The organism is Arthrobacter sp. StoSoilA2 (genome assembly GCF_019977195.1).
GTDB lineage: Bacteria > Actinomycetota > Actinomycetes > Actinomycetales > Micrococcaceae > Arthrobacter.
The window spans coordinates 3,453,663-3,476,652 of the sequence record NZ_AP024643.1; the positions used below are offsets into that span (position 1 = coordinate 3,453,663).

19 protein-coding genes are annotated in these 22,990 nt (G+C 62.5%); 4 read left to right on the forward strand and 15 right to left on the reverse strand.

Features of this window, described 5'->3' with window-relative positions; all coding sequences use genetic code 11:
• Window positions 1-3: 3 nt before the first annotated feature.
• The 3 genes from LDN82_RS15670 to LDN82_RS15680 are packed head-to-tail and all read right to left on the reverse strand — an operon-like array spanning window position 4 to window position 2,163.
• Complete coding sequence (locus tag LDN82_RS15670; RefSeq protein ID WP_224164960.1) at window positions 4-816, reverse strand: shikimate 5-dehydrogenase; 813 nt, start codon at window positions 814-816, stop codon at window positions 4-6.
• Window positions 817-855: 39 nt separating this feature from the next.
• Window positions 856-978 carry a type B 50S ribosomal protein L36 gene (gene ykgO / locus LDN82_RS15675; RefSeq protein WP_011775528.1) on the reverse strand — a complete coding sequence of 41 codons (123 nt, stop codon included), beginning with the start codon at window positions 976-978 and terminating at the stop codon, window positions 856-858.
• A gap of 45 nt (window positions 979-1,023) precedes the next feature.
• On the reverse strand, window positions 1,024-2,163 hold the full coding sequence (locus tag LDN82_RS15680) for a GTP-binding protein (protein ID WP_224164961.1): 1,140 nt from the start codon (window positions 2,161-2,163) through the stop codon (window positions 1,024-1,026).
• Between the two features lie 185 nt (window positions 2,164-2,348).
• Here LDN82_RS15680 and LDN82_RS15685 point away from each other — a divergent pair, with 185 nt between their 5' ends.
• A complete protein-coding gene (locus LDN82_RS15685) occupies window positions 2,349-3,500 on the forward strand; it encodes a glutamate--cysteine ligase (RefSeq protein ID WP_224164962.1) in 1,152 nt (383 codons plus the stop codon).
• A gap of 10 nt (window positions 3,501-3,510) precedes the next feature.
• Here the strand turns inward: LDN82_RS15685 and tsaD are convergent, their stop codons facing one another.
• Genes tsaD through LDN82_RS15715 form a run of 6 tightly spaced genes read right to left on the reverse strand, consistent with a single transcriptional unit; the run spans window position 3,511 to window position 8,864 of the window.
• Window positions 3,511-4,638, reverse strand: a complete 1,128-nt coding sequence (gene tsaD, locus LDN82_RS15690; RefSeq protein WP_224164963.1) for a tRNA (adenosine(37)-N6)-threonylcarbamoyltransferase complex transferase subunit TsaD — start codon at window positions 4,636-4,638, stop codon at window positions 3,511-3,513.
• Between the two features lie 37 nt (window positions 4,639-4,675).
• On the reverse strand, window positions 4,676-5,155 hold the full coding sequence (gene rimI, locus LDN82_RS15695; RefSeq protein ID WP_224088273.1) for a ribosomal protein S18-alanine N-acetyltransferase: 480 nt from the start codon (window positions 5,153-5,155) through the stop codon (window positions 4,676-4,678).
• Between the two features lie 13 nt (window positions 5,156-5,168).
• Window positions 5,169-5,840, reverse strand: a complete 672-nt coding sequence (gene tsaB / locus LDN82_RS15700; protein ID WP_224164965.1) for a tRNA (adenosine(37)-N6)-threonylcarbamoyltransferase complex dimerization subunit type 1 TsaB — start codon at window positions 5,838-5,840, stop codon at window positions 5,169-5,171.
• Window positions 5,840-6,469, reverse strand: coding sequence for a tRNA (adenosine(37)-N6)-threonylcarbamoyltransferase complex ATPase subunit type 1 TsaE (gene tsaE / locus LDN82_RS15705; protein WP_224164967.1), 630 nt, complete (start codon window positions 6,467-6,469; stop codon window positions 5,840-5,842). Before tsaE ends, tsaB begins: the two co-directional genes overlap by 1 nt.
• A complete protein-coding gene (alr, locus tag LDN82_RS15710; RefSeq protein WP_224088277.1) occupies window positions 6,466-7,719 on the reverse strand; it encodes an alanine racemase in 1,254 nt (417 codons plus the stop codon). Before alr ends, tsaE begins: the two co-directional genes overlap by 4 nt.
• 50 nt (window positions 7,720-7,769) lie before the next feature.
• Entirely contained in the window at window positions 7,770-8,864 is a 1,095-nt protein-coding gene (locus LDN82_RS15715) for a carbohydrate kinase family protein (protein WP_224088279.1), read from the reverse strand.
• A 46-nt stretch (window positions 8,865-8,910) separates the two neighbouring features.
• Here LDN82_RS15715 and LDN82_RS15720 point away from each other — a divergent pair, with 46 nt between their 5' ends.
• Complete coding sequence (locus tag LDN82_RS15720; protein ID WP_224164968.1) at window positions 8,911-10,287, forward strand: 6-phospho-beta-glucosidase; 1,377 nt, start codon at window positions 8,911-8,913, stop codon at window positions 10,285-10,287.
• A gap of 3 nt (window positions 10,288-10,290) precedes the next feature.
• Here the strand turns inward: LDN82_RS15720 and LDN82_RS15725 are convergent, their stop codons facing one another.
• Window positions 10,291-10,824 carry an N-acetyltransferase gene (locus LDN82_RS15725; RefSeq protein ID WP_224164969.1) on the reverse strand — a complete coding sequence of 178 codons (534 nt, stop codon included), beginning with the start codon at window positions 10,822-10,824 and terminating at the stop codon, window positions 10,291-10,293.
• Between the two features lie 123 nt (window positions 10,825-10,947).
• On the opposite strand from LDN82_RS15725, the gene mshA reads away from it, so the two are divergent.
• Both mshA and LDN82_RS15735 read left to right on the forward strand, forming a co-directional pair.
• Window positions 10,948-12,192 (forward strand): D-inositol-3-phosphate glycosyltransferase, encoded by a 1,245-nt coding sequence (mshA, locus tag LDN82_RS15730; RefSeq protein ID WP_224164970.1) that lies wholly within the window; start codon window positions 10,948-10,950, stop codon window positions 12,190-12,192.
• A gap of 105 nt (window positions 12,193-12,297) precedes the next feature.
• On the forward strand, window positions 12,298-13,986 hold the full coding sequence (locus tag LDN82_RS15735; protein WP_224164971.1) for a formate--tetrahydrofolate ligase: 1,689 nt from the start codon (window positions 12,298-12,300) through the stop codon (window positions 13,984-13,986).
• Between the two features lie 91 nt (window positions 13,987-14,077).
• Here LDN82_RS15735 and LDN82_RS15740 read toward each other — a convergent pair whose 3' ends face one another.
• From LDN82_RS15740 to glgX, 5 genes are all read right to left on the reverse strand, one after another.
• Window positions 14,078-15,163, reverse strand: coding sequence for an inositol-3-phosphate synthase (locus LDN82_RS15740; RefSeq protein WP_224088285.1), 1,086 nt, complete (start codon window positions 15,161-15,163; stop codon window positions 14,078-14,080).
• Between the two features lie 170 nt (window positions 15,164-15,333).
• Complete coding sequence (mgrA, locus tag LDN82_RS15745; RefSeq protein ID WP_224164972.1) at window positions 15,334-16,371, reverse strand: L-glyceraldehyde 3-phosphate reductase; 1,038 nt, start codon at window positions 16,369-16,371, stop codon at window positions 15,334-15,336.
• Window positions 16,372-16,440: 69 nt separating this feature from the next.
• The gene (gene treZ, locus LDN82_RS15750; RefSeq protein WP_224164973.1) at window positions 16,441-18,225 is read right to left on the reverse strand and encodes a malto-oligosyltrehalose trehalohydrolase; all 1,785 of its coding nucleotides are present in this window, start codon (window positions 18,223-18,225) and stop codon (window positions 16,441-16,443) included.
• Window positions 18,226-18,295: 70 nt separating this feature from the next.
• Entirely contained in the window at window positions 18,296-20,608 is a 2,313-nt protein-coding gene (gene treY / locus LDN82_RS15755; protein ID WP_224164974.1) for a malto-oligosyltrehalose synthase, read from the reverse strand.
• Window positions 20,605-22,950 (reverse strand): glycogen debranching protein GlgX, encoded by a 2,346-nt coding sequence (glgX, locus tag LDN82_RS15760; RefSeq protein ID WP_224164975.1) that lies wholly within the window; start codon window positions 22,948-22,950, stop codon window positions 20,605-20,607. The genes treY and glgX overlap by 4 nt, the downstream gene beginning before the upstream one ends.
• Between the last annotated feature and the right edge of the window lie 40 nt (window positions 22,951-22,990).

A 22,990-nucleotide genomic window follows, 5' to 3' on the forward strand; every position in this document is an offset into this window, starting at 1 on the left:
GCGTCAGCGTCGGGAGAATTCCGAGGCTTCGCGGACCTGCTCAGCACTCGGGCGGACGCCCGTGTACAGGACGAACTGCTCCTCTGCCTGGATGGCGATGACTTCCGCTCCAGTGATCACCGGCTTGCCGGCCTGCCGGGCAGCCGTGATGAGGGGCGTCTCGGAGGGTAGGGCGACGACGTCGAACACTATCTTTGCCGCCGCAATGGTTGCGTCGTCAAAGGACTGTGCCCTTTCGTCCGCACCAGCCATGCCCAAGGGCGTGACATTGATGATCAGGTCCGCCGTGGATCCGTTGACGTCGTCCTGCCAGGCGAAACCGTAAAGGTCCGCGAGCGCACGGCCTGTGGTTTCGTTGCGGGCAACGATGGTCACGGACGTAAAGCCTGCATCGCGAAGGGCTGCGGCCACCGCTTTCGCCATTCCTCCGGCTCCTCGCAGCAACACGGTGTGGCTGCTGGGTACTCTATGGTCCTTCAGCAGGCGGGCAATGGCGATGTAGTCGGTGTTATATGCGGTCAGGACGCCGTCGTTGTTGACAATCGTGTTGACCGAGTCGATGGCCTTTGCCGAGGGATCCATCACGTCCACGAGCGGGATGACCGCTTCCTTGTAGGGCATGGAAACCGCGGCTCCCCTGATGGGGAGGCCGCGGATGCCAGCCACTGCAAGAGTGATGTCCGCCGGGGCGAATGCCTTGTAGACAAAGTTCAGTCCGAGCAGGTCGTACAAATAATTGTGGAACCTGGTCCCAATGTTGCTGGGCCGGGCCGCGAGCGAAATGCACAGGGACATGTCTTTGTTCAGGATTGGCATTCACCCATTAAACAACGGGCCCTTTGCGCTTCCGCGCCGTTAGCCCTGGCGGGCCTTCATTCGCGGGTTGTTCTTGTTGATGACGAACGTGCGCCCACGGCGTCGGACGATCTGTGCGCCCGGAATCTTCTTGAGGGCACGCAGTGAGTTCCTGACCTTCATGGTTTTTCTCCTTCTTGTTGGTGGGTTGGTTTTTGGGGTGGCTGGCTAAAATGCTTCGCTAAGTTCCAGGGGATCCTCCCAGACACCAAAGTCGAGTTCCATCTCGGCCTCCGTTAATTGGCAGCCCTCCAGGAGGGCGCGGATTTCCTGGGGGTCGATGTCCTCGGAGCGTCCGGTAATGGCCAGGACCGTTCCGCGGTCGCCGTAGTTCGGGTGCCAGTCAAGGACGGCGTCGACGTCGGCTCCCACCTTGCCTTTGCGACCTGCGGCAGGTGCGTCCGCCAGCCAGGTTCCGGTGCTCTCAAGCCACACCCGGGGACCAATTCCCTGTACCGCAATCCGGATCTTGGCAGCCGAGGCGATCCACAAGCGTCCGCGGAGCCAGTGGGTTCCGGCCGCGAGTTGGGGAAGTGCTTCACGGAAACGGCCGGGGTGCAGCGGCCGCCCGGCCTTGTGGAGGACGGTTCGGAAGGAACCCGGAGAATCATCCAAAGGCACGCAGACCACTCCGGGCCGGGTGCGTGCGGCCGCTTCGGCGTCGTCGAAGCAGCCCGATCTGAAGTCATCGGCCGCACCGATTGCTGCAGCGTGCGGTGCCAGCTGCCCAAGCAGCTCCACGCCAGTCACCCATTCTTCGGATCCCATGCGGGGATTTCCGGACAATTCCGCTCCCAAGCCCGGGTGCAACATGACAGTATCCACCTGCCCGAACTCGCCGATCAGGAACTCGCCGCTGGTCCGTTCATCCTCCGGCATCGATGTGAAGCCGGATTCAAAGAGGGTGTGCCGGTCCCAGATGTGATCGTCGAGATCCACGGGGTCCAAGGCCAGGATGGCGTTGTCCATGACGGCAGTCCGGGTGAGGCCGCGCCGGAGTTCCGCGACTGCCATCCCTGCCGGGACGCCGGGTGGCAGGCCCAGGACCACGTGGTCGAACCCGCAAGCGGCGAGGCGCTCCGCCGTCGGTACGACATCCAGCTTGACCGTACAGCTGAGGCAACCGTGTTCCAGAACGGTTGTTTCGCGCTCAAACAACTGGCCTCCCCTGTAGACGCGCCGCATGACCAAGGAACCATCCAGGAGGTCGTGAAGAACGACGACGGAGTTCGTGTGGGTTCGACCAAGCCGGGCGGTGGCCGCTTCGCGGCACTGACTGTCCAGGGAGCTGACAACGGTGAGGTGCATGGAAGGATTCTAATTGAAAACCATTCTCATTAGCAATTCGCTTGCGATGTGTCGCGGCGCTTAACTTCGCCCTGTCCGCAATCAGCCATGCTCCGGCTGCACTAGACTTGAGCCGACCGCTGACGGCCCCGCAGCGGGTTGCGTCCAGCAGAAAGTCCAGCAGAAACAAGCAACGAGGGGACTACGTGCAGATTGAGTTTGCGCCATCCAGGCAATCGACACTGGGTGTGGAATGGGAGTTGGCGCTCGTCAATGCACGCACCGGAGAACTGGTTTCAGTGGCGAACGACGTCCTCAAGGGTGTCGCTGCGAACCATCCGGACCTCAACGAAGACGACGAACACCCCCACATCAAGCGCGAACTGCTCCTGAACACGGTGGAACTCGTTACCGGAATCTGCGAAACGGTCAAGGAAGCAAAAGAGGACCTCAACCGCTCCCTCGCCGCTGTCCGCGAAGTCACCGACCCCATGGGAGTGGAGGTGTTCTGCGCAGGCAGCCATCCGTTCAGCCCTCCCCTGCTCCAGCCGGTCACCGACAAGGAGCGTTACGCCAAGCTGATCGAGCGGACCCAATGGTGGGGACGCCAAATGGTCATCTATGGTGTCCACGTCCACGTAGGCATCGATCGCCGGGACAAAGTACTCCCCATCCTGGACGGCCTGGTCAACTACTTCCCGCACTTCCAGGCACTGTCCGCCTCCAGCCCCTTCTGGGCCGGCGAAGAAACCGGCTACGCATCCCAGCGGGCCCTCATGTTCCAACAGCTCCCCACCGCTGGCCTGCCGTTCCAGTTCGAAACCTGGGAAGCATACGAGTCCTATGTCCAGGACATGTTCACCACAGGTGTCATCGACGCCATTTCCGAGATCCGCTGGGACATCCGGCCTGTTTACAACCTGGGCACTATCGAGATGCGCATTTGCGATGGCCTGGCCACCCTTGAGGAAGTGGGCGCCATCGCCGCACTCACACAGTGCCTCGTGGACGAGTTCTCCTCCATCCTCGACGCCGGCGGGAGCATTCCCACCATGCCGCCCTGGCACGTCCAGGAGAACAAGTGGCGTGCAGCGCGCTACGGCATGGAAGCCATCATCATCCTCGATGCCAAGGGCAACGAGCAATTGGTCACCGAGCACCTCGCAGAAACGGTCGCACGCTTGGAACCCGTGGCAGCCAAGCTCGGATGCTCTGAGGAACTGGCCGACGTCATGAAGATCATTGAACGCGGCGCCAGCTACCAGCGCCAGCGCCGCGTGGCCGCCGAACACAACGGGGACCTGCAGGCAGTGGTCATGGACCTCGTACAGCAGATGCGTAAAGGCCCCGACGCATAGTTGGGTGGAGTTACGCAGCCACCGACACCGTAGTAACGGGCATGGAGGAATCCGGCGCGAACGCTATTCCGCTGGGCCCGATTCGGGCCATGACCAGTTGAGCACCGAGGGCTGCCACCATGGCACCGTTGTCCGTGCAGAGGTCCAGTGGCGGCACATGCAGCCTGATGCCCGCCGACACACACCGTTGGCCGGTCAATTCACGCAGCCTCGAGTTGGCAGCAACACCTCCACCAAGGAGCACGTCGGTAATGCCGTGCTCCCTGCAGGCCAGGACCGCCTTTGAACTGATGACGTCCACCACGGCCTCCTGGAATGCCGCTGCGATATCGGCTACGGGTACTTCTTCCTCGCGGGCTTCGAATTGCTCCACGCACCGGGCCACCGCGGTCTTCAGGCCGCTGAAGGACCAGTCATAGCGGTGGGGCCCCTTCTCCTCCGCGGTGCCCATGTATTTGGGCTGGGTGAGGCCGCGCGGAAAGCGGATGGACTTCGGGTTGCCGTGGCGTGCCAGCTTGTCGATGGCGGGGCCACCCGGGTAGCCAAGGCCCAGGATCCGGGCAACTTTGTCGTAGGCTTCACCGGCGGCGTCATCGATGGTCGAACCAAGGAGCTCCACGTCATCTGTAATGCTGCGGATACGGAGGATCTCCGTATGGCCACCGGAAACCAGGAGCGCACCGAGGTTCTGCGGCAAGTGGCCGGCACCCAGGCCGGCGGCAGCACCGGCGTCGGGCCTTGAATCCAGCAGCCCCACGCCAACGTGCGCTACCAGGTGGTTGATCGCGTAGAGCGGCTTGCCCGTAGCGACGGCCAGGGCCTTCGCGGCGCAGACACCAACCATGAGGGCGCCCGCCAGGCCCGGCCCTGATGTGACGGCAATGGCGTCGATTTCCTCCAGAGTCACTCCGGCTTCATGCAGCGCCTCCTGAAGCGTGGGCACAAAGGCATCCAAATGGGCACGCGAAGCGATCTCAGGGATGACGCCACCAAAGCGCACGTGCTCGTCCATGGAGGAGGACACCGTGTTTGTCAGCAGGGTTGTACCGCGCACGATTCCGACGCCGGTTTCGTCGCAGGACGATTCGATGCCCAGCACCAACGGCTGTTTCGGCTGTTCTGGATAAGGGCCGCTCACGCGTTGGCTCCTTCTATGGAATGTGACGTGTTCAGTGTCATGGGTTATTCAGGGGCAGGCGCATGATCAACGCATCCGTACCGTCCCGGTAATACCGCGGCCGGACATGGATCTGTTCGAATCCGAAACGCAGATACAGCTGCTGTGCACGGGGGTTGTCCGCGCGCACCTCCAGGAGGACGTCCGCCGCGTGACGCCGCCGCGCCTCCTCGATCAGCTCGGTCAGGATGGCAGAACCGATGCCTTTGCCTTCGAATTCGGGAACGACGGCGATCGTCTGGACGTCCGCGATCGGCTCAATGCACATTAATCCGGCGTAGGCCACGATCTGGCCCTCAACCTGGGCCACCACGTAGCGGCGTGTCTCCGGCTGGGACAACTCGTCGAAGAACATCTGCAGGGGCCAGGCATCCACGGGGAACAGTCGACGTTCCAAGGCTTCGACGGCCGGGACATCAGCCTCGGTCATATCGCGCAGGGAAACTCCTGCGAGCTCCAGTTTGGGTGGGAGTTTCATCGGTCCACTTCCATCACAGGGCACGCTTCCTGGGACCCGGCACCTGGGCGTCCGATTCGCGCAAGTACAAAGGTGTGGAGTCCAAGAGCTCCTGCCCTGCCGTTATTCTGGCAAGCGCGAGCTGGCCAAGGGACGCCGCGTCCGGTTGGGCCTCGGCAAAGTCTTCGTCGGCACGGAGGACGTCGGCGTACAGTCCAGCGCCGGCCCCAAACACGGGCAGGTCCGGTAAGTCCGAGGCGAAACCCACATGCGGCCCGTCGATGAGCTGGGGAAGCTGGCCCTCCTCAAGGACGTACCGCGCCCAGTAGACCTCTTTGCGCCGCGCGTCAGTGGCCACCAGGAATTCGGGAACAGCCGCAGTGGACTCCGCTACTTCGAGGGCGATCGCATCAAGGCTCATCAACCCATACAGCGGCTTGTTCCAGACGAAAGCCAGGGTCCGTGCGGTGGCAATACCTGAGCGCAGCCCGGTAAACGGTCCGGGGCCCACCCCTGTGACGATCACGTCAATGTCCGCGCCGGTAACGCCGGCACCGGCCAGCAGCTTCCCGATGCCCGGCGCAAGGACTTCGGCATGGCTTCGGGTGTCCTCGGTGGAAAAGGAATCCACCACGCCTTCCATGGCAACATCCGAAATCAGCGCAGCACTGGCCACTGCCGAGGTGTCGATAGCCAGGATCAGCATCAGTGGCCTCCTTCGGAGATCGTGGTTTCAAGAAGCTTCGGCGCCTCGGCCCAGCGGGGGCCAAAACCGCGGAAAATGATGGTGCGTGGTTCGTCGTCGTCATCAGTGTCAAAGTCCAGGACCGTGCCGCTGTCCTCGACATGGATAGCCGGCACAACGCCTTCGGCACCCACAGACCGGTGAAGGTCCACTTCCAGGCGGCTGTCCGAGAGGTGCTCAACCCGGTCCCTCCCCCACTCCACCACGGTGACGGACGAGTCCATGGTGTTCTCGAGATCAATGTCATCGATCTCAGCAGCTGATTCCAGCCTGTAGGCATCGACGTGGACCAGGTCCGGGCCACCGGGACGCGGGCCATCCGGAAGGTTTGGGTGGATCCGAACCAGCACGAACGTAGGCGAGATGATCCCGGCACGTACGCCCAGGCCCTCTCCCAGCCCCTGGGTGAAGGTCGTCTTTCCCGCACCCAACTCCCCCGTCAGGACAAGGAGGTCCCCCGTCTCAAGCACCCCGCCCAGTGCTGCACCGAGCGCGTGGGTTTGTTCCGCCGTCGTAACCTTCAGTCTGCGTTCCCAGAGCGGTTCGCCGCCTTTCAATGGTTCGCTGGGTTCGAGCAGTGGTTCGTTCATAGCGTCGCCGATTCCGATGCTGCCTGGGTGCCCTGGTGTACCTCCGGCAGCGCCGGAACCTCGTTGACGTAACTGCGGGGCACCCGCGGACTAATGCGGGTCACGATCTCATAGTTGATGGTTCCCGCTGCCGCCGCCCAGTCATCGGCGGTGGGGCCGCCATCGGCACCGTCGCCGAACATCACGGCTTCGCTGCCCTTAAGCCCGGCCGCTTCTTCAGGGGTGAGCGGTCCAAGATCAATCACCATCTGGTCCATCGCGATCTGGCCCACCACAGGGTAGGTGACGCCGTTAACGCGAACCGGACCGCCCGTGGCGATGCGCGGGACCCCGTCGGCGTAGCCCAGGGGAACCAGGCCCAGCGTGCTCTCCTGGCTGGTGTGGTACTTCAGGCCGTAGGAAACGCCTTGCCCCTCCGGGACCTTTTTGCAGTTGGAGAGGAGTGTGCGGACGCTCATGGCAGCGTGCAGGCCAAGTTCGGCGGAGGTGACTCCTTCGAAGGGCGACAACCCGTAGATGCCGAGCCCCACCCGGATGAGGTCGAAGTGCGAATCCGGCCGGGACAGCGCAGCGGGAGTGTTGGCGATGTGCCTGACCTCGGTATCGACGCCGGCATCCTCAGCGATGGCGAGTGCGTCACGGAAAACCGCCAACTGCTGGTCCGTTTCGGGCCGGTGCGGTTCGTCGGCCACCGCAAGGTGGGAGAAAATGCCCACAACGCGAAGCAGGCCCTCGTCCTGGTATTCCATGGCCTGGCCCACCAGCTGGTCCCATTCGGCGATTGGGCAGCCGTTCCGGCCGAGCCCTGTGTCCACCTTCAAATGGACCCGCGCGGGACGCTCCTGTTCGCGGGCGGCCGCCACCACGGCGTCGAGTTCCCAACCGGAAATCCCGACGTCGATGCCGGCGGCAACTGCGGCTTGGAAGTTGCTTTCACGGGTGTGCAGCCACGCCAACAACGGTGCGTCTATGCCCGCTGCGCGCAAGGCGAGCGCCTCTGAAATGTGGGCGACGCCCAGCCAGGCCGCTCCGGCGTCGAGGGCTGCACGTGCAACCTGAACCACGCCATGGCCATAAGCATCGGCCTTCACCACAGCCATCACGGAGGCCGGGGAGGCGATCGCGACAAACTGACGAACGTTGTGCCGCACGGCATCAAGATCGATCACGGCGGAACGCTCAAGGACCGCTGACTTTGCTATGGAGGCCTTGGACCCGATCCCGATATCTGCAGCTGCTTCGTAAGTCACCCTAGAGATTCTAGTGGTGCCGGGGAACGGGGGTTCAATTCCCCCCGTTCCTACTGGGCATCGGACAAGTGTGCGATCGTGGCGCGGGCGCGTCTTTGTGCTTCAGCGGGGATGTCCTTCACGATCGGCTCAAGGAAGGCAAAGCGCCGCAGCCACTGGCTCGATTGCCGTTCCTTCCGCGCGTTGGCACGCTGCCACCAGTCCGCGATGTCTCCCCAGCCAGGCGCCGCCAAAGACCCACCAACTTGTTGGACAGCCAGCGAGGCACAGAGGTTGGCGAACCGCAGGCGGTCCCCCAATCGCCATCCTGCCAGGCACCCCACAATGAAGGCCGCCCCGAAACAATCGCCGGCGCCGGTCGGATCGTAGGCAGAAACGGGCAGCGATGGCACCCATTCCTCTTCGCCCGTCTCCGAGTCCACGGCCATGGCGCCCTGCGCGCCCAACGTCACCACAGCCACTGGAACGCGATCGGCCAGGGAATAGAGCGCCGCCCACGGATCGGTCTTGCCTGTGAACGCCATGGCCTCCGGCGCGTTGGGCAGGAAAGCGTAAAAGTGTTCCAGTTGCTCCAACCTTCGCTGTGACCACTCTCCACTGGGGTCCCAGCCCACCACGCCGAAAAGTTTGGTTCCGGCGGACTTCGCCGCAAGCATCCAGGGTTCCAATTCCTCGCCCAGATCCGCGACGGCCGCGAGCGCCTTGGGTGGCTTTCCGATCAGGTCCGAGGCTTTGATCGGCGCGGGGTGCCCGTGGGTGACCATGGATCGATCCTGGTTCACGCACATGGACACGGTAACCGGCGAGTGCCAGCCAGGGACGCGACGCGACAGGGACAAGTCCACATGCTCCTGGCTTTCAAGGATCTGCCAGTTGTAATCCCCGTAACCGTCGTCGCCAAAGGCTGCCGCCAGGTTGGTCCTCAGGCCAAGCCGGGCCGCGGCGATCGCCTGGTTGGCAACCCCGCCCGGGCAGCTGCCCATGCCCTCGCTCCACACTTCAGTGCCGGGCTCGGGAGAGTGCGGCAGTCCGGTGAAAATGATGTCCTGGAAGACCGTTCCCGCCAGGAGAAGGTCGCATTGGCCGTCGCCCTCGGTGCGCACGGCGGCAAGGGGGTCAAAACGTCGCTGGGGCATTGCGTCCATGCACGGCACACTACGCTGCGCCTTCCGGGCTGCATAGACTCGGATCATGCGGCTCATGATCGCCGGTGGCGGCGGCTTCCGGGTACCCCTTGTGTATCGTGCCTTAGGCACGGGTCCATTCGCGGGACTGGTGCACGAGGTGGTGCTCTACGACGTCGATCCCGCGCGTCTCGCCGCCATCCAGGCAGTCCTCCGCGATATGCCCACGCCGGAAGGTTCCCGGCCCGCCGTCGTTATTTCGACTGACCTGGGGCAGGCACTCACCGGCACCGATATGGTCTTCGCCGCGATCCGCCCGGGCGGAACGGCAGGACGGATAGCCGACGAACGCGTGGCCCTGGACCTCGGTTTGCTGGGCCAGGAAACCACGGGTGCGGGCGGCATCTCCTACGCCCTCCGCTCCATTCCGCACATGCTGGAGCTCGCCGAGGGAATGCGGCACTATTGCCCGGATGCATGGCTCATCAACTTCACCAACCCCGCCGGGATGGTCACCGAGGCGCTGGTGCCGGAGCTGGGACCAAAGGTGATCGGTATCTGCGATTCCGCCGGCGGCCTGGTCCAACGCGCCGCACGGGCCGCCGGTTCACCCCTTCAAGAAGGAATGCTCGACGGCGTGGGCTACTTCGGGTTGAACCACCTCGGGTGGCTTTACAAGTTGGCACCCGACGGCCGGGATCTGCTGCCGGAGCTGTTATCGGATCGTAGGGCGCTGGAACGAATCGAGGAAGGGCGTTTGTTCGGCCAGCACACCCTGGAGAAACTCGGTTGCCTGCCCAATGAATACCTTTACTACTATTACCAAACCGAACAGGCAACGGAAGCCATCCTGAAGCAACGCGAAACGCGTGGGGCGTCCATCCACCAGCAACAGAGCTCGCTCTACCCATCCCTTGTGGAAGCCTCGAACGCCTACGCCATGTGGGATGCCGCCCGGCGCTCCCGCGAGGAAGGCTACCTGGCCGAGGCCCGCACTCACGGGGAGCACCGCGACGAGGAAGACCTCGCCGGGGGCGGCTATGAGCGTGTGGCTTTGTCCGTGATGCGGGCTCTATCCGGAGGCGGGACGACGCAGCTGATCCTCAATGTGCCCAATTCACCCGTCGCCGGCTCTTTGGCACACGAGGCGGAAGTCGCCGTGACCGGGCTGCCGGAGGACGCCGTCGTCGAAGTTCCCTGCGAGGTAACACCCGACGGCGCCATGCCGCTTGCGCAGGAACGGCCCGGAGGCCAGTTCCTCACCTTGATGCAACACGTCAAGGAAGTGGAACGGCTGACGGTCGGGGCTGTCCGGAACGGTGACAGGGAGGCGGCACTGCAAGCCTTTGCTGCGCACCCGCTGGTCGGCTCGGCCTCGCTGGGCGCCCAACTCCTTGACGGCTACGAGGCAGCCTTCCCGGAACTGCGCGGACTCTGGAAGTGATTTCTAGAGCTTCCGGTACATCACGTGCAGGCCGACGTACCCAATTTCAGGGTGGTCGAAGGCCTCGGGCACCGTGGCCAGGATGCGGAATCCCATGGATTGCCACAACCACACTGCCCTGACGTTGCTCTCCACCACAGCGTTGAATTGCATGGAGCGGAATCCTGCCGCTTTGGCTTCCTTTAACGAGTAGGCACACAGCGCCCGTGCAATTCCCTGGCCCGAATGCCTGGAGCTCACCATATACCCGGCGTTCGCCACATGGCTGCCGCCACCGGACTGGTTCGCATGGAACTCGCCAGTGCCCAGCACCTCGCCTCCCGGGTGCGGCCCATCCGCAGTGCGAACGGCCACGAACGTTTGGCCGGGCGCTTCCTTCAGCCATTTAGTACGGGCAGCTTCTTCAGTTGTGTCGCGGTCCCAGGTGAAGGTCTCCCCCTGACGGAGGATCGGCTCCATGACGGACCAGATGCCGGGCCAATCTTCGGGCGTGGCTGGGCGGATGTCGAAAAGGGTTTCTTGGCTCACAGCGCACACGCTAGCAGCCTTGTCCACATAGCCGGGATTGGCGCCATGTAGTGCCCGGCTTCAGGAGTAGTGTTTTCTGCAGGGCAAAAGTGGTTTGGCTTCACAAGTTGGCTTCACGGCAAGGAGGAAAGTGTGCCATTGATCCGTAGGGTGGCATTCCTTTCACTGCACACCTCCCCCATGGAACAGCCAGGGGCCGGAGACGCTGGTGGAATGAACGTCTATGTGCGGGCTTTGGCCATGGCGCTGGCCGAGTCCGGTGTGGAGGTGGAGATCTTCACCCGTTCCACCAAAGCCGGCCAGGCCGCCGTCGAGCATCCCGGACCCGGCGTATGCGTCCACAACGTGATGGCCGGACCCCGCCGGAAAGTCCCCAAGGAAGAATTGCCTGCCCTGCTTCACCAGATGGTGGAGGAGATCGATCGGATCCGGCAACAGCAACCCCACGGCCGCTACGACATCATCCATTCCCATTACTGGGTGTCCGGGGTTGCCGGACTGGAATTGTCCGAGCTCTGGGGTGTTCCCCTGGTCCACACCATGCACACCATGGCCAAGGTCAAGAATCTTGTTCTTGAGTCCGGCGAGCGGCCCGAACCGCGGCGTCGGGAGGACGGCGAGCAGCGAATTGTTGATGGTGCCGCCCGCCTCATCGCCAATACTCCAGCCGAGGCAGAAGAGCTTGTCTCCCACTACGGAGCCGACATCGACAAGATTGACGTCGCACCTCCCGGCGTGGACTTGAAAGTATTCACGCCATCCTTCCGTCGCAAGTCGCGCGCCCAGCGGGATGTCAGGCCGGACAGTTTCCACATACTCTTCGCAGGCCGGATCCAACGTCTTAAGGGTCCCCAGGTCTTCGTCAAAGCGGCCGGTCTCCTGCGGAAGCGCAGGCCTGACATCGATCTGGAAATGACCATTCTGGGCTCGCTCAGCGGCGCCAAGGACTTCAACCTGCAGCACATCATCGAGGAGGCCGGGCTGGCCGACGTCGTCACGCATCGCCCGCCCGTCGTAGCGCCCGAGCTCGCCAGCTGGTTCCGCTCCGCAGACGTCGTGGTGATGCCCTCGTTCAGCGAGTCATTCGGACTCGTGGCCTTGGAAGCACAAGCGTGCGGCACCCCCGTAGTGGCCACCAACGTGGGTGGGCTCTCACGCGCAATTTCCGATGGCCGGACGGGCATCCTGGTAGATGGCCACGATCCTTCCGACTGGGCTGATGCCCTCGAGGATTTGTACGACGACGTACAGACGCGCGAGGACATGGGCCGTTTGGCCGCGACCCATGCCGAATCCTTTGGCTGGCAGCGGACTGCTGCGATCACCTTGGAAAGCTATCGCGAGTCTGTTGGCGGCCTGCTGGTCCCCGGGCGGTGAACCTCACGCGGTTACGGGCTGGCGCCTGATAGATTGTCGCGCACAGCGTAGGCAGGGCGCCGAGCGTCAGCCCACACAGCGTAAGCACTAAGCCGAAGGACAACGATGTCTGAAAACAAGGGCCTGAGCGATCTTGAGATAGCCCACAACGCCACCATCCTGCCCATCGAGGAAATTGCGCGACGCGCGGGCATCAACGTGGACGCACTGGAACACTATGGACCTTACAAAGCCAAGATCACTCCGGCCAAGCTAGTGCTCCCCGAGGGCAAAGCGCCCGGCAAGGTAGTCCTCGTTTCAGCCATGTCCCCCACCCCTGCCGGCGAAGGAAAATCGACAACCACTGTTGGTCTGGCCGATTCCCTTGCACGCGCCGGCCACAAAGTGATGATCGCGCTCCGCGAACCGTCACTTGGACCCATCCTTGGCATGAAGGGCGGAGCAACCGGAGGCGGATACTCCCAGGTACTGCCCATGGACGACATCAACCTTCACTTCACTGGCGACTTCCACGCCGTCACCTCGGCCAACAACGCCCTCATGGCACTCGTGGACAACCACATCTTCCAAGGCAACCAGCTCGGAATCGACCCCCGCCGCATGACGTTCAAACGCGTTATCGACATGAACGACCGCTCCTTACGGGAAATCATTATCGGACTCGGCGGCCCTGCCCAGGGCGTACCCCGGCAAGACGGCTTCGACATCACCGTGGCCTCCGAAATCATGGCCGTATTCTGCCTGGCTTCGGACCTGGACGACCTCCGTGCGCGCTTGGGCCGGATCACCTTCGGCTACACCTTCGACCGCCAACCGGTAACTGTTGCCGATCTTGGTGTCGAAGGTGCCCTGACAATGCTCTTGAAGGACGCCATCAAGCCAAACCTTGTCCAGACCATCGCCGGGACACCGGCACTGGTACACGGTGGCCCTTTCGCCAACATCGCCCACGGGTGCAACTCCATCATCGCAACGCGGACTGCACAGCAACTGGCAGACATCGTGGTCACCGAGGCAGGATTCGGCGCAGACCTGGGTGCCGAAAAGTACATGGACATCAAGTCGCGCATCGCTGACGTGGCGCCGTCCGCCGTCGTTGTTGTGGCAACGATCCGTGCGCTCAAGATGCAAGGCGGAGTTCCAAAGGACAAACTCAGCGAACCCAACGTGGACGCCGTAGCCGCAGGAGTGGAAAACCTCAAACGACATGTTGGCAATGTCGCCAAGTTCGGCATTTCGCCGGTCGTTGCCATCAACAAGTTCGCCACCGACACTGTCGAAGAACTTCAGTGGCTGCTGAACTGGTGCGCAGCGGAAGGCGTGGAAGCCGCCGTCGCCGATGTCTGGGGCCGGGGCGGAGGAGGCGACGGTGGGGATGAACTCGCGGCCAAGGTGGCAGCGGCAGTGCAGGGGCCCTCAAATTTTCACCACTTGTACCCACTGGAACTTTCTGTGGAGGACAAGATCCGGACCATCGTGCAGGAGATCTACGGCGCCGACGGAGTGGAATTTTCCGTCCCGGCACAGAAGCGGCTGGTGGACATCCAAAAGAATGGGTGGGGCGGGCTGCCCGTCTGCATGGCCAAGACGCAATACTCATTCACGGACGATGCGTCCAAGCTCGGGGCGCCAAAGGGATTCCGGGTACACGTGCGCGAACTCATTCCCAAAACGGGTGCGGGCTTCATAGTCGCCCTGACCGGAGCCGTCATGACCATGCCCGGCCTGCCCAAAGAACCGGCCGCCATGCGCATGGACGTCGGTCCCGACGGCAATCCCACTGGCCTCTTCTGACCTCCTTAAAAGCAACGCGGGGTCACTTACGGCCCATCCGATGGTGAATCATCGGCCGTAAGTGACCCCGCGTTGCTTGTGCTGTTGCGGTTTAGCGCTCGATATCGCCGCGGATGAAGGCTTCCACCTTGTCGCGGGCGATGTCGTCGTTGAACTGCTCCGGCGGGGACTTCATGAAGTAGCTGGACGCGGAGAGCAGCGGGCCGCCGATGCCGCGATCCAGGCCAATCTTGGCCGCGCGGATGGCGTCGATGATCACACCAGCGGAGTTTGGGGAATCCCATACTTCGAGCTTGTATTCGAGGGAAACGGGAGCATCACCGAAGTTGCGGCCCTCGAGGCGGACGAAGGCCCACTTGCGGTCGTCAAGCCAGGCAACGTAATCGGACGGCCCGATGTGGACGTCGTCAGCGTGAAGGTCGGCCTCAACGTTGGAGGTGACGGCCTGCGTCTTGGAGATCTTCTTGGACTCAAGACGATCGCGCTCAAGCATGTTCTTGAAGTCCATGTTGCCGCCAACGTTCAACTGGTACGTGCGGTCCAAGGTGACGCCGCGGTCCTCGAACAGCTTGGCCATCACGCGGTGGGTGATGGTGGCACCGATCTGGCTCTTGATGTCGTCGCCCACAATCGGAACACCGGCCGCAGTGAACTTGTCAGCCCACTCCTTGGTGCCGGCGATGAAGACGGGGAGAGCATTGACGAAAGCCACGCCAGCGTCGATGGCGCACTGGGCGTAGAACTTGGCAGCCTGCTCCGAACCAACGGGCAGGTAGCAAACCATGACGTCTACGTTGGCTTCACGGAGGGCAGCAACGATGTCGACGTCCTCCTCGGGAGCTTCGACGATGGTCTCGCGGTAGTACTTGCCCAAGCCATCAAGGGTATGTCCACGCTGAACGGTCACTCCGGTGGCAGGGACGTCGGCGATCTTGATGGTGTTGTTTTCGCTGGCGCCGATGGCGTCGGCAAGGTCCAGTCCAACTTTCTTGCTATCGACGTCGAAAGCAGCAACGAACTGAACATCGTTGACGTGGTACTGGCCGAACTCGACGTGCATCAGACCCGGAATCGTGGCCTTGGGGTCAGCGTCGCGATAGTACTGAACACCTTGGACCAGCGATGCGGCGCAGTTTCCTACGCCGACAATGGCAACACGAATCGGATGTGAAGACACGGAACTCCTTTTGAGAACTAAACCTCAGGTGCCAGGCGGAAACTCTGACTGAGCTCAGAGCACGACTGATTGGCACGGCGCCAGTTGGCGCACACTTGCATTGTAGCCAACAGAGAAGGGGCCGGCTTTGTTCCCGCCGGCCCCTTCTGTTTTATGTCTTTCCCCTGGGTTTACTCCTGCGCCCACAGATTGATGTCGGATTCGACGGCGAACTCATCGATCGCAGTCAGCTCATCAATGGAGAACTTCAGGTTGTTGATGGCGCTCAGCGTGTCTTCAAGCTGCGAAACGCTGGACGCTCCAACAAGCGCGGATGTTACGGGAGAGCCCTTCGGCTGGTCCCGGAGAATCCATGCGATGGCCATCTGCGCGAGGGTCTGTCCACGGCCCTCGGCGATAGCGTTGAGTCCCCGAACGCGGTCCAGCTTGTCCTCCGTCAAGGCGGATTCGGAGAGGAACCGTTCCTTCGCGGCCCGCGAGTCAGCCGGAACACCGTTGAGGTAGCGGTTGGTCAGCATGCCCTGGGCAAGAGGCGAGAAGGCGATGGAGCCGGCGCCCACCTGGTCCAGTGCCTCGTAGAGGTTCGGCGAGCCATTCTCGGTCCACCGGTTCAGCATGGAGTAGCTGGGCTGGTGGATCAGCAGAGGCGTGCCGAGCTCCTTCAGGATCCGGGCTGCCTCGAGTGTTTGCTCGGGGGTGTAGGAAGAGATACCTGCGTACAAGGCTTTGCCGGACCGGACCGCGTAGTCCAGCGCCCCCATTGTTTCCTCCAATGGAGTCTCAGGATCCGGACGGTGGCTGTAGAAGATGTCCACATAGTCCAGGCCCATGCGCTGCAGGGACTGGTCAAGGCTGGAGATCAGGTACTTGCGGGATCCCCATTCACCATAGGGGCCCGGCCACATGTAGTAGCCGGCCTTGGTGGATATGACGAGCTCGTCACGGTACGGCTTGAAGTCTTCCTTTAGGTGGCGTCCGAAGTTCGTTTCCGCCGATCCATCCGGCGGGCCATAGTTGTTGGCGAGGTCGAAGTGGTTGACGCCCAGATCGAAGGCACGGCGCAGGATGGCGCGCTGTTCGTCGAACCGCTTGTCGTCGCCGAAGTTGTGCCAAAGGCCCAGCGAGATAGCGGGGAGCTTGAGCCCACTGCGTCCGACGCGGCGGTAGGGCATGGTTTCGTAGCGGTTTTCCGCAGCCGAATAAGTCATACGTACCATCCTGCCACTGCACAGATCACCGTGTTCGGGCTGTCCGCAATGTGGGCGCCGTCACCCTTTTCACTGCTCGCCTTGCTGGACGCGCACGACGGCGGCGCTCCCACCGGGCAGGGTCAGCGAACCGTCGTCGAGGGCTACTTCGGTGTCGGTTGCCAGCAGCAGGGACCCAGCCATAGGCGAATCCAACGGCTCGTCTCCAAAGTTGCACACCACGCGGATGGCACCACGGGTCAACTCCAGCCAGTGCTCGTCGTCGTCGAACTCCACCGTGGTCTCGCCGAAACCACCGTTCACGAGCTCCGGCGTATTGCGGCGCAGCTGTGCTAAATCCCGATACAGCTGCAGTAGGCGTGCGTGGTCCCCCGTGCTTGGCTCGCTCCAGTCCAGCTTTGAACGCTTGAAAGTTTCGGGGTCCTGGGGGTCCGGCACAACGGCAGGGTCCCAGCCCATCCGTTCGAATTCCTTGATCCGGCCCTTCGCTGTGGCCTTCCCCAATTCCGGTTCGGGGTGGGAGGTGAAGAACTGCCACGGCGTGGAAGCCCCAAATTCCTCGCCCATGAAGAGCATGGGCGTGAAGGGCGATGTCATGGTCAGCACTGCGCCGATCGCCAACCGACCAAATGACAGTGATGCCGTGAGCCTGTCACCGGTGGCACGGTTGCCGATTTGGTCGTGGTTCTGCAGGCAAACCACCAACGCTGAAGGATGCGCGAGGTCGTGCCGGATCGGCCGGCCGTGGTGGCGTCCCCGGAAACTTGAGTAGCTGCCATCGTGGAGGAAGCCGTGCTTGAGGACCTTGGCGAGGACAGCGAGGGACTCGAAGTCGGCGTAGTATCCGGTGGTTTCACCGCTAAGGTTCACGTGGAGGGCGTGGTGGAAGTCGTCGCTCCATTGGCCTTCCAAGCCATAACCGTTGTCCTTGCGGGGATAGATCAGGCGCGGATTGTTCAGGTCCGATTCCGCGATGAGCGTTCGCGGAATGCCGGTCTCCGCCTCGATCTGGTCCCCCAGCGCGCCAAAGTCCTCAAGGATGTGCACGGCACGTTCGTCGCGCAGGGCGTGCACGGCGTCCAGCCTGAGCCCGTCTACGTGATAGTCACGGAGCCACATCGCCGCATTCTCCAGAATGTACCGGCGAACCTCATCGGAGCCCGGGCCATCGAGGTTTACCGAATCGCCCCAGGTGTTCCCCTCCCCCGATTTCAGGTAGGGGCCAAATTTGGGAAGGTAGTTGCCGCTGGGTCCAAGATGGTTATAGACAACGTCCTGGATGACCCCCAAGCCAGCGGCGTGGGCGGCGTCGACGAACCGTTGATAGGCCTCGGGGCCACCGTAGGGCTCGTGGATGGCGTACCAAAGCACGCCGTCGTAACCCCAGTTGTGAACTCCGTTGAATGCGTTGACCGGCAGCAGTTCGATGAAGTCGACGCCCAAGTCGACCAAGTAGTCCAGTTTCCTGGCGGCAGCGTCAAGTGTGCCTTCGGGAGTGAACGTGCCCAGGTGGAGCTCGTAGATGACGGATCCCTTGAGGCTGCGCCCCTTCCACTCGCCATCCCCCCAGTGGTAAGCGGCAGGATCGAAGGTGGCCGACAGCCCATGCACACCGTCCGGCTGTCGCCTTGAGCGTGGATCGGGAAAGGGTCCCTCGCCGTCCACGATGTAGCCGTACGCTACCGCGTCGCCTTCGTTGCCGGTGACCTCGGCGGACGCGCGCCACCAACCGGTAGCGCCGCCGTCGTGAATTTGTTCCATCGCGTGCTCGCTACCCCCGGCGAGCAGCTTCACTGTGCCGGCGTTGGGCGCCCAGACGTCATAGCGGTTTTTTCCAGCAGCGTGCTCCAGCATCGTGTCCCCTGTGCTTGTTTTAGCTTGCGTTGCAGTGGCGGTGTTGGTGGGTGTTCGTGTTTTCAGCGGATCAGTCAGTGGGCACCAGCAGAGCCACCGGGTAGTGCTCCAGCAGCGTAGCGACCGCGACCGAACCGGCGTCATAAATGGTCCCGGTCAGTTCGTCATGACAGTTCACCGGCAAGTCGATAGCCGTGTCCCGCCAGCCGCCTTCGCGGGCGAGCCGCTTGGGCAGCCGCGTGCCAACGGTGACCACGCCAGGTGCGTCCGCCCCACGGTTGAAGGCAACTACGTGATCAGCGGCGGCGCCGCTCGCGTGCACGGGCTGGTAACCAGCAAACAGTTCCGGCCGGTCACGACGTAACCTGAGCGCCCTGGATACCACCAGCAGTTTGGCGGCTTCCTCTGTGAAAGCGGGCCGCGCACCAGTATCGAGTTCTGCGAGCGCCGCGATCCGGGCTTGAAAGTCCACTGGCCGCCGGTTGTCGGGGTCGGTCAATGAACCGTCCCGGAACTCTGTGCCCTGATAGACATCCGGAACGCCCGGCATGGTCAGTTGGATGAGCTTGGCTGAGAGTGAGTTCGACGTTCCAAAAGGTTCCAGTTCCTCGACGAAGTTCTCCAACGCGGCAGCGACCTCGGGGACGTCAAAAACGGCGTCGACGGCGGCAGTCAAGTGACGCTCGAAGTCCAGGTTGGGATCGGTCCAGTTGGTCGAATTTCCGGCTTCGCGGGCGGCCTTGAGTGCATACGATTGGAGGCGCCCACGGTCGGCGGGCCAAGCGCCGGCAATTGACTGCCAAACGAGGGCTGCCAGCGGACCGTCCGGGATGGGCGCCAGTTCCTGGACAGTGCCGAGGAATAGTTCCCATTCGGGGACGGATTCGGAAATGACCGAAATCCTGGCCCGGGCGTCCTCGCTGCGCTTGGTGTCATGCGTGCTCAGCGTGGTCATGGAAAGCGGGATCTCTGCCTGACGCCGTGCCATGCGCCCATGGAACCCGTCAGGGGAAAGCGCAAATTCAGTGGGATCAGCTCCCACTTCGGTGAGCGTCCCCAAGCGTGTGTAGCGGAAGAACGCGGTGTCCTCCACGCCCTTCGCCATAACCATTCCTGAGGTCTGTTGGAAGCGACGTGCCAGTTCCCCGGTGGGATCAACCAGGAGCGGGCGCAACCCGTTCAGCACAGACAGGAGCCCGGGCCGGTGTTGCCCGGCGCGCTCTATGGCTTCTTCCAGAATCTCCTGGCCGTGCGGCAGGTAGGTCCTGTAGACGGGGAACCAGCAAATAATCTCGGCCAGCGCATCGGCTACGTCGGCGCGCGGCAATTCCGGCGACTCGGGAACAAGCCGGGACAACCGGAGGATCTCGGACCTCAGGATGCCATCGGCGATGCGACGTTTGGTCCCGTGGATCATGTCCTCATAGTCAGCGGGCCGGGCTGCATCCCGCAGCCGGGCGTCGAGGGAATCCAGGTATTCCTCGGCTGCGGGGTCGACGAACAGACGGTCTACGTCCGCCAGTGCGTCATACCCTGTGGTGCCTTCGCAATCAAAGGTTTCCGGCAGTTTCTCCCCAGGCTCAAGGATCTTCTCCACCAGGAGGTACGCCCCGCCTGTCTCCTTGCGAAGCCTTGCCAGATACCCTTCCGGATCGGCCAGCCCATCGGGGTGATCGATCCTGAGACCATCCACCAGCTCTTCCCGGAACCAGCGCACGATTTCCTCGTGCGCCTCATCGAAGACCCACGGAACCTCGACGCGCACGCCTGCCAGCGTGTTCACTGCGAAGAAGCGGCGGTAGTTCAGTTCCGCGTCCGCGCGCCGCCAGCCCACCAGTTCATAGTGCTGCCGCGCATGAACGTCCTGCGGGCTGTCTCCGGCACTGAAGCTGCCCTCGGCCAACGGGAATCGGTGATCGTAGTAGTGCAGTTCGCCGTCCACCACCGTGAGTTGTTCAAGGTCGTCATCGCTGCCAAGCACGGGGATGCGGATCTTTCCGCCACCAAAGTCCCAGTCGACGTCGAACGCTTCTGCGTACTTGGACGAGCGCCCCTCTTTCAGGAGCTGCCACCACCAGGCATTCTGTCCCGGTGACGCGACACCCATATGGTTGGGAACGATGTCCGCGAGGATGCCAAGTCCCTTCGAGCGGGCGGCCTTGGACAACGCAGCGAGGCCCTCGGTTCCGCCCCTGGCCGGATCCACGGAGGAAGGATCCGTGACGTCATAACCGTGGTCTGAACCCTCCTCCGCTGTGAGGATCGGGGATACATAGACCCAATCAACCCCGAGGTTGTGCAGGTACCCGGTGAGTTCCGCAGCGTCCTGAAGCGTAAAGCTCCGGCGGATTTGCAGCCGGTACGTTGAAACGGGCGTTCTCATGAATCCGCCTTCTTCGACGTACGGCGCTTCCGGGTGGGTTTTGATTCCGCAGTGGCCGCATCTCCCCCATCGGAAGAGGTGCCCGCCTCTGAGGCATCCAGTGATCGAGCGTTCGCCGACGAATCTGTCGGCAGCGAGTTCACCGCAGGTGCCGTGAGCGACGCAGTTTCGGGGGTGCTTGTCTGGCTGAGCGCAGCAAGCGAGGCGGCCACTGAATGGTCCGGCTCGGACTCGGGTGTGCTGTGGGCACGAAGCACCACCAATGACTTGGCAGCGATCATCAGGATCTGGTCTGCCTTCACGACGTCTGAATCTGCGCCTTCACCGCCGGTGTCGATCATGACATCCCACGCAGGGGCATATTCGTCCGACGGCACCCTGAACCCAACCTCGTCCTCGTCCGCATTGAAGTACAGCAGGAAATTGACGTCGGTGATCCGTCGACCTTGAGTGTCGCGTCCGTGGATTCCGTCACCGTTCAAGAACACGCCAACAGAACGGCCCAACGCGGTGTCCCAGTCCGAGGGCGTCATGGTGCTGGCATCGGCATCCAGCCATACGATGTCCGGAAGCCGCTCGCCCTCACCTCGCAGCACGGGCCGTCCATCGAAGAACCTGCTTCGGCGAAGGCTCGGGTGTTTGGCCCTCAGGGCGCTAACAGCAGCCGTGAATTCCACCAAGGGCTGGTCAACGTTATCCCAATTGATCCAAGTGAGCTCGGAGTCCTGACAGTAACCGTTGTTGTTACCCTGCTGCGTCCTTCCAAGTTCATCGCCGTGCAGGAGCATGGGGACTCCCTGTGACAGGAAAAGCGAGGCGATGAAGTTCCTCTGTTGTCGGGCCCTGAGGCCCAGAACCTTCGGATCGTCCGTGGGGCCCTCAACGCCACAGTTCCACGAACGGTTGTGCGATTCGCCGTCGTTGTTGCCCTCACCGTTGGCCTCGTTGTGTTTCTCGTTGTACGACACGAGGTCGGCCAATGTGAAGCCGTCGTGGGCAGTGACGAAGTTGATCGAGGCCACCGGCCGGCGACCCGAGTGCTCGTAGAGGTCGGCGGAGCCTGTCAGACGCGAGGCGAATTCACCAAGGGTGGAGGGCTCTCCCCGCCAGAAGTCGCGGACAGTGTCCCGGTATTGGCCATTCCATTCCGTCCATTGGGGCGGGAAGTTTCCCACTTGGTATCCACCCGGACCAACATCCCACGGTTCGGCGATGAGCTTCACTTGGGACACAACAGGGTCCTGCTGGATGAGTTCGAAGAAGGTGGAAAGCTTGTCCACGTCATAGAATTCGCGGGCCAGCGTGGACGCGAGATCGAACCGGAACCCGTCCACGTGCATCTCCGTCACCCAGTAGCGAAGCGAGTCCATCAGCAACTGGAGTGAATGGGGGCTCCGGACATTCAATGAGTTCCCGGTGCCTGTGTAGTCCATGTAGTACTTTTGGTCGTTCTCCACCAGGCGGTAGTACGCGGAGTTGTCGATGCCCTTGAAGGACAACGTGGGCCCCAGATGGTTGCCCTCGGCCGTGTGGTTGTAAACGACGTCCAAAATGACTTCGATCCCGGCGTTGTGCAGGGAACGCACCATGGCCTTGAAGTCCTGGACCTGCTGGCCTGTATCGCCCTTGGAGCTGTAACTGTTGTGCGGGGCGAAGAAGCCGATGGTGTTGTAGCCCCAGTAGTTGTTCAGGCCCTTATCCTGCAGGATGCCGTCGTTGACGAACTGGTGCACGGGCATAAGCTCGATCGCAGTAATACCCAGCTTTTGAAGGTGGGAAATGACTGCGGGGTGGGCTACACCTGCGTAGGTTCCACGCTGTTCCTCGGGAACTTCCGGGTGCAGCTGGGTAAGTCCCTTGACGTGGGCCTCGTAAATGACCGACTTGTGGTACGGGATCTTCAGGAGTTTGTCGCCGTCCCAGTCGAAGAACGGGTTGATGACCACGCCCAGCATCATGTGCGGTGCGGAGTCAGCGTCATTCCGGGAGTCCGGGTCCCCCATGTTGTAGGAGAACAGGGCCGGGTCCCAATCGATCTGACGATGGATGGCCTTGGCGTACGGGTCCAGCAACAGCTTGTTGGGGTTGAACCGTTGGCCGGCGTCGGGGTTGTAAGGTCCGTGCACGCGATAGCCATATTTCTGTCCGGGTTGGACTTGCGGCAGGTAGCAGTGCCAGACGTAGCCGTCTACCTCGGTGACATCTACGCGGACTTCCCCGCCGTCGTCGTCGAAGAGGCACAGCTCCACTTTCTCGGCCTTCTCGCTGAACAGCGCGAAGTTGGTGCCGGTCCCGTCAAAGGTGGCTCCAAGCGGATAGGCCGATCCAGGCCAGACTTCCATGCGTTCTCCTCTGGTGATGCGGATAACTTGCTGCAAGCCT